Source organism: Amycolatopsis sp. MtRt-6, from assembly GCF_017308975.1.
GTDB lineage: Bacteria > Actinomycetota > Actinomycetes > Mycobacteriales > Pseudonocardiaceae > Amycolatopsis.
Genome location: NZ_JADWPD010000043.1, coordinates 1 through 11,690 on the forward strand (window position 1 = coordinate 1; position 11,690 = coordinate 11,690).

Consider the following 11,690-nt stretch of genomic DNA (forward strand, 5'->3'; position numbering starts at 1 on the left):
CCCGCTGGCGAGCACTCCGCCACATCAGCCTCTGCCCCCACCGCATCGGCCACATCGTCCAAGCCGCCCTCGTCCTCACCCACCACGAACACCACGGACGCTACTGAGAAAACCTCATTGGGGCGCTTGTGGGGTCACTCCTCCGCGGTCTGCGGCGGCCGGCCCGCCTGCCACAGCAACGCCTCGCGCAGCTGGCCGATCAGCCGCTCGTCGTCCGCTTCGGACGGGTCCACGCCCAGCGGGATCCAGCGCTCGGACACCTTCTCTCCGCGGTCGTAGCTGGAGATCACGATGCCCGAGTACGACAGCGATGCCTCGTCCGCGCAGTCGCCGTCCGGAAGGGGCTCGTCCGCTTCGAAGGCTTCGTCGAAGCTGACGTGGCGATGCTGCAGGCGGACACTCACCCAGCGTCCGGCCTGCCGGATCGGCGCGCCTTCTTCGTTCATCTGCTCCTACCCCCGGTCCGGGCCCCCTGCCGTCTCGTCGCGTCCGGCCCCCGCGGAGTTACCGGCGGGTTGTTCCGGTTGCGTAACGACAAAGGTTGGCGCGAAACACCGCTTGGCCGCCACCGGAGTCACTCTTTTGACGATGGGTCAACTACTTGTTGACAGCGTGCCGATCCGCCACGAGGCTGGGCTCATGACCAGTGGGACCCGGCCGCGGCGCCGGCGGCTCGAACCCGCCGAACGGCGTGCGGAGATCCTCGCCGCCGCCCGGCACCTCTTCGGCGCGGGCAGCTACGCCTCGGTGTCCACTTCGGACATCGCCGAGGCCGCCGGGGTGGCGCGGCCGCTGATCAACCACTACTTCGGGGGGAAGCGGGAGCTCTACCTGGAGGTCGTGCGGCAGCTGATGATCGTGCCCGCGCCGGTCACCGAAGCACTGCCGGACACCACCATGGAACAGCGGCTCGCCATCGGCGTCGAACGCTGGATCGAGGTCGTGGACCGCAACCGCGACGCCTGGCTGACCGTGATCGGGCCGGAGGCGGCCGGGCGCGACCCCGAGATCGAGCGGATCATGCTGGAGGCCGACGAGATCGCCGCCGACCGGGTCCTCGAGGCCGCGCTGATGACCGGCGTGACCGAAGGCCGCGAAGAGCTGCGCGCGATGATCCGGTCGTTCGGCGGGATGCTGCGCGCGGCCTCGCGCGAATGGCTGATCCGCGGCACGCTCGACCGCGCGGCACTGCGGACCTTCCTCACCGATTCGATCCTCAACCTGCTGAAGATCACCTACCCCGCGGTCCTCGCCGAGCGGCGCGGAAGCGCCGGGCGAACGCCGCCGGCGTCATCCCGGTCCAGCGCTTGAACGCGTGGATGAAGCTCGACGCCTCGGCGTACCCGAGCCGGTAGGCGACGTCCTCGACCGACAGCACGCCGGTGTCGAGCAGCTCTTCGGCGAGCGTCTGGCGGACCTCGTCGACCAGCGCCCGGTAGCTCGTGCCGGCTTCGGTCAGGCGGCGCCGCAGCGTGCGCGTGCTGAGCGTCAGCTGCCGGGCGATCTCGTCCATGCCGGCGTCGACGCCGCCGAGCCGGACCAGGCGCTCCCGGACCTGCTGCGCGATGCCCGAACGCTGCCGCCGTCGCGTGACGAGCGCTTCGCACTGCGCGGCGCACAGGGCGACGGTCTGGTCGTTGGCCTGCGGCAGCGGCCGGCTCAGCAGCTCCGGGTCGAGCGTCGCCCGGCAGGCGTCGGCGCCGAAGCGCGGCAGCACGCCGAAGGCGGCCAGGTACTCCTCCGGTGTGGACGTTTCGTGCCGGAACGTCAGCTCGTCCAGCGCGATCCCGGGCAGCAGGTCGCGCATGACGGCGAAGATCGCGGCCAGGTCGCGCAGCACGAGGAACCGGGCGACGTCGGCGGGCACCCGGCTGTCGTCGAGTTCGAGGGTCAGCCGGTCGGCGCCGACGACGACGTGCGGGATGCAGAACGCGAAGCTCAGGTCGAAGTAGCGGAGGGCGAACAGCATCGCGTCGCGCAACGTCGGGCTGCTGATGCAGGCGAAGCCGAAGATGCCGAACGTGGTGACCCGGTAGCGGCACCCCAGCTCCAGCGCCGCCGCGTCCGATCCGTCCAGCCCGGCCAGCGCCCGGACGACGGCCAGCTCCTGGCGCGCGTCGACCTGGACGGCGGGGTCGGTGAGGAGGTCCGGCGTCAACGTCGTGGCGGCGAGCAGGTTCTCCGCCGGCAAGGCGCGTTCGGCGGCGAACCGGGTCATCAGCTCGATGCTCGCGGTGCCGCGCGGGAAGTCCCAGTCCCCGACGGCGGGCGCGGCGAGCTCGGCCATGGCCGGAATTCTGGATCACGGGAGAAGAACGTGTCCAATCGAGGACCGGAACTGTCCTGGGTGGTCGTTAGGGTGACGACGTGGAGACCTTGAGCCGGCGCGCCCTGAACCGCGCCACCCTGGAGCGCCAGGTGCTGCTGCGCCGGGCGAAGATGTCCGCCTTCGACGCGATCGAGCACCTGGCCGGGCTGCAGGCGCAGGCGCCGTTCCCGCCGTACTTCGCGCTGTGGTCGCGGTTGGCGGGATTCCAGCCCGCGGAGCTGGCGGAGCTGCTGGAGAGCCGGCGCGTGGTGCGGATCGCGCTGATGCGCGGCACGGTCCACCTGGTGACGGCGGCGGACGCGCTGGCGTGGCGGCCGGTGGTCCAGCGCATCTACGACCGCGACCTGAAGCAGAACACTCTGCACGCGGCCGCGCTGGCCGATCTCGATCACTCCACGGTGGCCTCGGCGGCCCGGGAACTGCTCCGCCGCGGCCCGCTGCCCGGGACCGCGCTGGGTGCCGAACTGGCCCGGACCTGGGACGCCCCGGCGACCTCCCTGACCCACCTCGCCCGGGGCCGGCTGCCGCTGGTGCAGACCCCGCCCCGGGCGATCTGGGGCAAGGCCGGGCAGACGACGTACGCGTGCCTCGACGAGTGGGTGGGCGCTCCGCTCTCCCCGCCCGCACCGGCGGAGCTGATTTCGCGGTACCTGCGCGCCTTCGGCCCGGCCACGGTGGCGGACGTCCAGACGTGGGCGGGCATCACGCGCCTGGGCGAGGTGGCCTCTTCGATGGACCTGCGGCGCTACCGCGACCCGGACGGCCGCGAGCTGCTCGACCTGCCGGAGCTGACGGTACCGGACGAGGACGTCCCCGCGCCGCCGCGGCTGCTGGGGCCGTTCGACCAGATGGTCCTGTCCTACGCGGACCGGACGCGGGTCATTTCGGACACCTACCGCAAGCGGGTGATCTCGCACAACGGCCTGGTCAAAGGCACGCTGCTGGTCGACGGGCAGGTGTGCGGCTTCTGGGAGATCAAGGCGACCCGGAAGGCGGCGGTGATCGAGCTGTCGCCGTTCGAGAAGCTGGGGAAGCGGGACCTGGCGGCGTTGGAGAAGTCGGCGGGCGAGCTGGTGAAGTGGGCGGAGGCGGCCGCGGAGACGTACGACGTGCGCACCCACCCGCCCGAGTGAGGCTGGCCGGAAATCTCGATCGAGTGACCGTTCGTGGCCTGTTGTCACAGCCCCGCGGTGCGTAGCTTTTCCGGCATGACTGGTTCGGCGAAGGGGCCGTCGGTGCTGATCGTGGGCACCGGCTTCGGCGGCATCGGGACGGCGATCGAGCTCAAGCGGGCCGGGTTCGGCGACTTCACGATCCTGGAGAGCGCCGCCGAGCCCGGCGGTGTCTGGCGGGACAACACCTACCCCGGCGCCGCGTGCGACATCCCGTCGCCGCTGTACTCCTTCTCCTTCGAGCCCAACCCTCGGTGGCCGAAGCGGTTCTCGCACCAGCCCGACATCCTCGCCTACCTGCGGCGGGTCATCGCGAAACACGGCCTCGAGCCGCACATCCGGTACCGCACCGAGGTCACCGGGGCCGCCTTCGACGAGGCACGCGGGCTCTGGCGCGTCGAAACCGGCACCGGGGAAACCTTCGAGGCGAACGTCTTCGTGCCCGCCGTCGGGCAGCTGTCGCGGCCGGTGCTGCCGGACATCCCGAACCGGGAGAGCTTCGCCGGCGACGCCTTCCACTCCGCTCGGTGGGACCACGACGTCGACCTGACCGGCAAGCGCGTCGCCGTCGTCGGGACCGGGGCCAGCGCCGTGCAGTTCGTGCCCGAGCTGCGGAAACGCGCCCAGCACGTCACGGTCTTCCAGCGCACGCCGCCGTACGTCATGGCGAAGTCCGACCCGAGCTACCGGCGGTGGCAGCACTGGCTCTTCGAGCACCTGCCGCCCACGCAGCTGCTCGGCCGGCTGCGGATCTTCCTGCTCGCCGAGTACGCCACCTACGCGATGACGCGCCACCCCGTGCTGGCGAAGATGTTCGAGCTGCGGACCGGTCAGCTGCGCCGGCGCCACATCAAGGACCCGGAGCTGCGCGCGAAGCTGACGCCGTCCTACCCGATGGGCTGCAAGCGGATCCTCTTCAGCAACGACTACCTGCCCGCGCTGGCCGAGCCGGACGTCGACGTCGAGACGCGGCGGATCCGCGAGATCACCGAGAAGGGCGTGCGGGTCGAGGACGGGACGGAGATCGAGGCGGACGTCCTGGTCTACGGCACCGGCTTCGCGGCGACGCAGTTCCTCGGCAGCATGGATGTCCGCGGCCTCGGCGGGCGGTCGCTGCGGGAGGAGTGGTCCGGCGGCGCGCGGGCGTACCTGGGCATGACCGTGCCCGGCTTCCCCAACCTGTTCTGTGTCTACGGCCCCAACACGAACCTCGGCGCCGGGTCCATCATCTACATGATCGAGCGGCAGGCGCGCTACATCCGGCAGGCGGTGGAGCGGCTCGCGCGGCCCGGTGTGTCCTATGTGGACGTGCGACCGGAGGTCGAAGAGCGGTACGACCGCGAGGTGCAGCAGCGGCTCGGCAGGAGCGTGTGGAGCGCCTGCACGAGCTGGTACCGGCAGGCCGACGGCCGGGTGACAACCAACTGGCCGGGCCTGGTCACCGAGTACGACCGCCGGACGCGGCGCTTCGACGTCGCCGACTACCGGGTGGTGGCCTGATGGACTACGACGTCCTGGTGATCGGCTCGGGGTTCGGCGGCAGCGTCACGGCGCTGCGGCTGACCGAGAAGGGCTACCGCGTCGGCGTGCTGGAGACCGGCCGCCGGTTCGCCGACGACGAGTTCGCGAAGACGTCGTGGCGGGTGCGGAAGTACCTGTGGGCGCCGGCGTTGGGCTGCTTCGGCATCCAGCGCCTGACGTTGCTGAAGAACACGTTCGTGATGAGCGGCTCCGGCGTCGGCGGGGGTTCGCTGGTGTACGCGAACACGCTGTACGAGCCGCCGGACGGCTTCTACGCCGATCCGCAGTGGGCGCACATCACGGACTGGAAGGCCGAGCTGGCGCCGTACTACGACCAGGCGAAGCGGATGCTCGGCGTGGTCGAGAACCCGGCGACGACGGCCGCGGACCGCGTGCTTCGCGAGGTGGCCGAAGACATGGGCGTCGGCCACACGTACCGGCGCACGCCCGTCGGAGTCTACTTCGGACAGCCCGGCGTGGACCCGTTCTTCGGCGGCGCGGGTCCGGCGCGTTCGTCCTGCACTCTGTGCGGCGAGTGCCTGACCGGGTGCCGGGTCGGGGCGAAGAACACGACGGTGAAGAACTACCTGTACCTGGCCGAGCGGGCGGGCGCCGTGGTGCATCCCCTGACGACGGCGATTTCGGTGCGGCCGATCTCCGGCGGGTACGCGGTCGACACCCGGCGGACCGGCGGTTTCTCCCGCCGGACGTTCACCGCGACGCAGGTGGTGTTCTCGGCTGCGGCGCTGGGGACGCAGCGGCTGCTGCACCGGATGCGGGACACGGGCACGTTGCCTCTTGTTTCCTCTCGGCTCGGGCTCCTGGCCCGCACGAACTCCGAGGCGGTGCTGGCGGCGCGGTCGCTGCGGCCGGACACGGACTACTCGCGGGGCGTCGCGATCACGTCGTCGATCCACCCGGACGCGGTGACGCACGTCGAGCCGGTGCGGTACGGGCGCGGCAGCAACCTGCTGGGGCTGCTGGCGACGGTGCTGGTGGACGCGGTCCCGGGCCGCCGGCGCTGGGTGCTGGGCCTGCGGGAACTGTGGCGCGCCCGCCGCGACCTGCCACGGATCCACAACCCGCGGCGCTGGTCGGAGCGGATGATCGGGCTGCTGGTGATGCAGACCCTGGACAATTCGGTGACGACGTACACCAAGCGCGGGCTGTTCGGGCGCCGGATGACGACTCGCCAGGGTGCGGGGACGCCGTCGCCGGACTGGATCCCGGTGGGTCACGAGGTGACGCGCCGGGTGGCGGCGAAGATCGGCGGGCTTCCCCAGGGCGCGTGGACGGACCTGGCGAACATCCCGATCACGGGCCACTTCATCGGCGGCTGCGCGATCGGGGACTCGCCTTCTTCGGGGGTGGTGGACCCGTACCAGCGGTTGTACGGGTACCCGGGCCTGCACGTGGTGGACGGCTCGGCGATCTCGGCGAACCTGGGGGTGAACCCCTCGCTGACGATCACGGCGCAGGCGGAGCGCGCGATGGCGTTCTGGCCGAACCGGGGCGACGAGGATCCGCGGCCTGAGCTGGGCTCGCCGTACCGGCGGGTGGCGGCGGTGGCTCCTCGACGTCCGGTCGTCCCGTCGGAGGCGCCGGGCGCCCTGCGGCTGCCGGTGGTGCCTAGGTGAGTTCGACGAGGTAGCCGCGGAAGGCGAGGCCTTCGACATGGCCGAGCGGCCCTCCCGGACCGCGCCGCCGGGAGGACCGCTCGACCCACGGGTCACGGCAGGCCCGCGAGCCCGGCCGACACCGTGTTGGCGAACGCGTACCCCTGCGACGCGTCCCAGTTGATCGACCACGTCATCGCGCCCCTGATCGACGGGTACGTCGTCGACGGCTTGAAGCTGCCGCACGACGTTCCCCGCGCCAGGCAGTTCAGCGCCGACACCGTGTTCGCCGGGGCCTGGTAACCGCCGCCTGCCGCCTGGGGTGATGCCGGGAGGCCGAGGCCCACCTGGTCCGCGCGCAGGCCGCCCTGCAGCTGGATGCAGGCCAGCGCCGTCAGGAAGTCCACCGTGCCCTGGGAGTAGACGTTGCCGTTGCAGCCGTTCATCGAACCCGAGTTGTAGTACTGCATGTTGACGATCGTCAGGATGTCCTTGATGTTCAGCGCCAGCTGGAAGTAGCCGCCCGCCGTGGACTGCATGTCGATCGTCTGCGGTGCCATCGTGATGACCTTGCCGCCGCCGTTGTAGATGCTTCGCAGCGCCTGGCCCATGTACGTGGCGTTGATGCCGTTCTCGAGGTCGATGTCGACGCCGTCGAAGCCGTAGTTCGCGATCAGCGCCTTCACGCTGTTGGCGAAGTTGGTGGCCGAGTTCGAGTCGCCGACGCTGATCGTGCCGTTCTGGCCGCCGACCGAGATGATCACCTTCTGGCCGCGGGCCTGGACCGTCTTGACGTCGGCCTTGAACTGCGCGTCCGTGTAGCCGCCGAGCTGCGAGGACAGCCCCGGGTCGAGCGTGAAGGCCACCGCGCCGGGCGTGCCCGTGGCGTCCGCGAACGACACCGCGATGATGTTGTACTTCGTCGGGACGTCGGCGAGCTTCAGCGCCTTCGCGCCGTTGTAGAAGTTCTGCCAGTAGCCCGTCAGGACGTGCTTCGGCAGGTCACTCTGCGTCGGTGGCGTCGTGGTGGTCGTGGTCGTCGGCGGGGTGGTCGTGGTGGTGGGCGTGGTCGGCGTCGTCGTGGGCGGGGTGCCCGGGCCGTCGAGGCTGACGTCGTCGGCGTAGTACGCCGGCTGGCCGTACCAGCCGTGCAGGTACACCGTCAGCGACGTGCTCGACCCGGTCGTGAAGCTCAGCGACAGCTGCTGGTAGCCGCTGGTGCCGGGCGTCCACGTGCTGGTCGTCGCCGAGCCGGAGACGCCCAGGTAGACGTAGCTGCCCTGGACCCAGGCGGACAGCTTGTACGCCGTGTTCGGCGAGACGGCGAGCGTCTGGGCGCACTGGGCGTTGTCCGACGACGACGGCGTCGCGCTCAAGGCGCGGCTCCCGCTGTGCACCGGCGTGCTCACCGCGGCGGCCGTGCCGGTGCACGTCCAGCCCGTGGTGCCGGCCTCGAAGCCGGGGTTGGCCAGGATGTTCGCCGCCGAAGCGCTGCCGGCGAGCACGAAGGTCACGCCGAGAGACAGCATCACCACGGAAAGTAAGGAAAGCAGAGCGAAGCGGACCTTGGGGACCACGGGCGACCTCCACGACACTGGTGAGGCAGGTCACCACAAAATGGACTAGACCAATCTGAATGTCAAGGAACCCCATCCGAAAGTCGGGGCGCCCGAAACGGCAGAATGTGACGATCGGATCCAGGCGAAGCAGGAGCGTGTTGCAGTGAGCGTGTCGGTCGAGCAGAAGATCGCCGAAGAACTGGGCGTGCGCGAAGGACAGGTCAAGGCCGCCGTCGAACTGCTCGACGGCGGGTCGACCGTGCCGTTCATCGCCCGCTACCGCAAGGAAGTCACCGGCATGCTCGACGACGCGCAGCTGCGCACGCTCGAGGAGCGGCTGCGCTACCTGCGGGAACTCGACGAGCGCCGGCTCGCCGTGCTCGAATCCATCCGCAGCCAGGGCAAGCTCGACGAGGCCCTCGAGGCGTCGATCCTCGCCGCGGACACGAAGTCGCGGCTGGAGGACATCTACCTCCCCTACAAGCCGAAGCGCCGCACGAAGGCGATGATCGCGCGCGAAGCGGGTCTCGAGCCGCTGGCCGACGGCCTGCTCAACGACCCTTCGACGGATCCGCAGGCCGCCGCCGCGGTGTTCGTCGACGCGGACAAGGGCGTCGCGGACGCGCAGGCCGCCCTCGACGGCGCCCGCGCGATCCTCGTCGAGCGCTTCGCCGAGGACGCCGACCTCATCGGCGACCTGCGGGAGAAGATGTGGGGCCAGGGCCACCTGGTCGCCAAGGTGCGCGCGGGCAAGGAGGAGGAAGGCGCGAAGTTCTCCGACTACTTCGACTTCTCCGAGCCGTACACCAAGCTCCCCTCGCACCGGATCCTCGCGATGCTGCGCGGCGAGAAGGAGGAGGTTCTCGACCTCACGATGGCGCCGGACGAGCCTTCGGACGAACCGCAGGTCGGCCCGACGGAGTACGAGCAGCGCATCGCCGCCAAGTTCGGCATCACCCAGCAGGGGCGCCCGGCCGACAAGTGGCTCGGCGACACGGTCCGCTGGGCGTGGCGCACCAAGATCCTCCTCCACCTGGGCATCGACCTGCGGATGCGGCTGCGCCAGGCGGCCGAGGACGACGCCGTCCGCGTGTTCGCGGCCAACCTGCGCGACCTGCTGCTCGCCGCGCCGGCCGGCACCCGCGCCACCATGGGCCTCGACCCGGGCTTCCGGACCGGCGTCAAGGTGGCGGTGGTCGACGCGACCGGGAAGGTCGTCGACACCCACGTCATCTACCCGCACCAGCCGGCGAACAAGTGGGACCAGTCGATCGCCGAGCTGGCGGTGCTGTGCGCGAAGCACCGGGTCGAGCTGATCTCGATCGGCAACGGCACGGCGTCGCGCGAGACCGACAAGCTGGCGCAGGAACTGATCAAGAAGCACCCCGAGCTGAAGCTGACGAAGGCCGTGGTGTCCGAGGCGGGCGCTTCGGTGTACTCGGCGTCGGCGTTCGCTTCGCAGGAACTGCCGAACATGGACGTCTCCCTGCGCGGCGCGGTCTCGATCGCCCGGCGGCTGCAGGACCCGCTGGCCGAGCTGGTGAAGATCGACCCGAAGTCGATCGGCGTCGGGCAGTACCAGCACGACCTGTCCGAGGTTTCGCTGTCGCGCTCCCTCGACGCGGTGGTCGAGGACTGCGTGAACGCGGTCGGCGTGGACGTCAACACGGCGTCGGCGCCGCTCCTGACCCGGGTTTCGGGCATCACGACGGGCCTGGCGGAGAACATCGTGGCGCACCGCGACACGAACGGGCCGTTCCGCTCCCGGATGGCACTGAAGGAGGTCGCGCGCCTCGGCCCGAAGGCGTTCGAGCAGTGCGCGGGCTTCCTCCGCATCCCGGACGGCGACGACCCGCTCGACTCGTCGGCGGTGCACCCGGAGGCGTACCCGGTGGTCCGCCGGATCCTGTCGAAGACGGGCACCGACATCCGGGCGTTGATCGGCAACACGCGGACGCTGTCCTCGCTGCGCCCGGCCGAGTTCGTGGACGAGCAGTTCGGTCTCCCGACGGTGACGGACATCCTGTCGGAACTCGACAAGCCGGGCCGCGACCCCCGCCCGGCCTTCAAGACGGCGACGTTCGCCGAGGGCGTGGAGAAGATCGGCGACCTCAAGCCGGGCATGCGCCTGGAGGGCGTGGTGACGAACGTGGCGGCGTTCGGCGCGTTCATCGACGTGGGCGTGCACCAGGACGGCCTGGCGCACGTTTCGGCGCTGTCGAAGAACTTCGTGAAAGACCCGCGGGAGGTCGTGAAGCCCGGGGACATCGTGAAGGTGAAGGTGCTGGAAGTCGACGTGCCGCGGAAGCGGATTTCGCTGACGCTGCGCCTGGACGACGAGCCGGGCGCCGGCTCGGCCAACCGCGGCGGCGGGGGCGGCGGCCGTGATCGGGGCCAGGGCGGCGGCGGTGGCGGTGGTCAGCGCCGGGGTGGCGGCGGTGGCGGCGACCGGCGCGGTGGCGGCGGCGGGCGCGACCGGGGCGGCAACGCGAGCGGCTCGATGGCCGACGCGCTGCGGCGGGCCGGCTTCGGCAAGTAGGAGCTTGCCGGCAGGCCACCCCGGACGAGCCGGGGTGGCCTGCCGGCGGTCAAGGAACCCTCAGCCGCACGGCACCATCAGCAACACTGCAGGATGCATCGCGCTCGGTCGAAACGGCCCGCTTCGAGGTCGTCGGAGCGGATCATCCAGTAGAGCATTCCGGCGTCGCCCCACATCATGTCGGCGGCTTCGTCGCTGTCGATCTGGGCGAGGAACACCCAGCGGGCCGCCTCCTCGAGCAGCCGGGAATCCCGGTGGTCCCCCAGCACCTCCCTCGCGACCTCCTTCTCGACCGCGGTCTGGACGGGGTCGGCGAACCCGCCGACCTGGTGGTGCGGCCCCTCCGGGTGCACCTGCCGGACCAGCAGGCCGAAGACTGCGTCGCCCGTGTAGCTCCCGCGCAGCAGCACCTTTTCGGCCGCCTCGGCGAGGGTCTCGCCCCTCGCGGTCTTCGTCTCGTCGAGCAGGGCGTGGTAGCTCTTCGGGGCGGTGGCCTCGACCTTGCCGAACAGGTCGCGCGCCGGGTACGGGTCGACGCCCTCGGGTGCCGCCCGCTCGGTGACCGGAACCCCCGCCGGGACGAAGACCACCCGGGCGGCTTCGACGTCTCCGAACTCCGGGATGTCGTCGGCTGCCCGGCGCTCGGCGTCGAAGTAGAAGAACAGCAGCGTGCCCGCCTCCGGCAGCGGGATGCTCAGGAACTCCCGCGGCAGCGCGGCGCAGTCCACCGCGGCCACGAAGTCGAGGGGACCCCGCCCCGGCCACTCGGGCCACCCGACGTCCTCGGGCAGCATCGGCGCACCACCGATCCGGCCCACCGGCGGGCCGTCGCCCTCGGACACCAGGCGGATGCCCGGCCGGAACAAGCCCGTCCACGCGGCAGCCAGCTCGGCGGGCAGCCGCTCGTGGGCGAGGGCACTGAGTCGATCTCTCCAGGACGTCACCGGGACATCG

At 71.0% G+C, this 11,690-nt stretch carries 9 protein-coding genes; 5 read left to right on the top strand and 4 right to left on the bottom strand.

The genetic code is table 11. The features are described 5' to 3' along the window. Positions 1-134: 134 nt before the first annotated feature. The gene (locus I4Q55_RS44160) at positions 135-446 is read right to left on the bottom strand and encodes a hypothetical protein (protein WP_206796755.1); all 312 of its coding nucleotides are present in this window, start codon (positions 444-446) and stop codon (positions 135-137) included. Positions 447-639: 193 nt separating this feature from the next. Here I4Q55_RS44160 and I4Q55_RS44165 point away from each other — a divergent pair, with 193 nt between their 5' ends. Beyond that, complete coding sequence (locus tag I4Q55_RS44165) at positions 640-1,311, top strand: TetR/AcrR family transcriptional regulator (RefSeq protein ID WP_206796757.1); 672 nt, start codon at positions 640-642, stop codon at positions 1,309-1,311. Here the strand turns inward: I4Q55_RS44165 and I4Q55_RS44170 are convergent. Then, complete coding sequence (locus I4Q55_RS44170; protein WP_206796760.1) at positions 1,232-2,287, bottom strand: AraC family transcriptional regulator; 1,056 nt, start codon at positions 2,285-2,287, stop codon at positions 1,232-1,234. The genes I4Q55_RS44165 and I4Q55_RS44170 overlap by 80 nt on opposite strands. Before the next feature lie 80 nt (positions 2,288-2,367). On the opposite strand from I4Q55_RS44170, the gene I4Q55_RS44175 reads away from it, so the two are divergent. The 3 genes from I4Q55_RS44175 (at position 2,368) to I4Q55_RS44185 (ending at position 6,659) form a co-directional block, all read left to right on the top strand. Continuing rightward, entirely contained in the window at positions 2,368-3,462 is a 1,095-nt protein-coding gene (locus I4Q55_RS44175; RefSeq protein ID WP_206796762.1) for a winged helix DNA-binding domain-containing protein, read from the top strand. 75 nt (positions 3,463-3,537) lie between these two features. Further along, positions 3,538-5,001 (top strand): NAD(P)/FAD-dependent oxidoreductase, encoded by a 1,464-nt coding sequence (locus I4Q55_RS44180; RefSeq protein WP_206796763.1) that lies wholly within the window; start codon positions 3,538-3,540, stop codon positions 4,999-5,001. Beyond that, a complete protein-coding gene (locus tag I4Q55_RS44185) occupies positions 5,001-6,659 on the top strand; it encodes a GMC oxidoreductase (protein ID WP_206796764.1) in 1,659 nt (552 codons plus the stop codon). Before I4Q55_RS44180 ends, I4Q55_RS44185 begins: the two co-directional genes overlap by 1 nt. 92 nt (positions 6,660-6,751) lie before the next feature. On the opposite strand, the gene I4Q55_RS44190 is transcribed toward I4Q55_RS44185, so the two are convergent. Then, on the bottom strand, positions 6,752-8,215 hold the full coding sequence (locus I4Q55_RS44190; RefSeq protein ID WP_206796765.1) for a chitinase: 1,464 nt from the start codon (positions 8,213-8,215) through the stop codon (positions 6,752-6,754). A gap of 145 nt (positions 8,216-8,360) precedes the next feature. Between I4Q55_RS44190 and I4Q55_RS44195 the strand changes: the two genes are divergently transcribed. Further along, entirely contained in the window at positions 8,361-10,736 is a 2,376-nt protein-coding gene (locus I4Q55_RS44195) for a Tex family protein (protein WP_206796766.1), read from the top strand. Positions 10,737-10,813: 77 nt separating this feature from the next. Here the strand turns inward: I4Q55_RS44195 and I4Q55_RS44200 are convergent, their stop codons facing one another. Next, entirely contained in the window at positions 10,814-11,680 is an 867-nt protein-coding gene (locus tag I4Q55_RS44200) for a YwqG family protein (RefSeq protein ID WP_206796767.1), read from the bottom strand. Between the last annotated feature and the right edge of the window lie 10 nt (positions 11,681-11,690).

What these genes read in the sequence shown, in the direction of transcription:
- I4Q55_RS44160 (WP_206796755.1), bottom strand. Translation starts at nt 446, where the DNA reads ATGAACGAAGAAGGCGCGCCGATCCGGCAGGCCGGACGCTGGGTGAGT.
- I4Q55_RS44165 (WP_206796757.1), top strand. Translation starts at nt 640, where the DNA reads ATGACCAGTGGGACCCGGCCGCGGCGCCGGCGGCTCGAACCCGCCGAA.
- I4Q55_RS44170 (WP_206796760.1), bottom strand. Translation starts at nt 2,287, where the DNA reads ATGGCCGAGCTCGCCGCGCCCGCCGTCGGGGACTGGGACTTCCCGCGC.
- I4Q55_RS44180 (WP_206796763.1), top strand. Translation starts at nt 3,538, where the DNA reads ATGACTGGTTCGGCGAAGGGGCCGTCGGTGCTGATCGTGGGCACCGGC.
- I4Q55_RS44185 (WP_206796764.1), top strand. Translation starts at nt 5,001, where the DNA reads ATGGACTACGACGTCCTGGTGATCGGCTCGGGGTTCGGCGGCAGCGTC.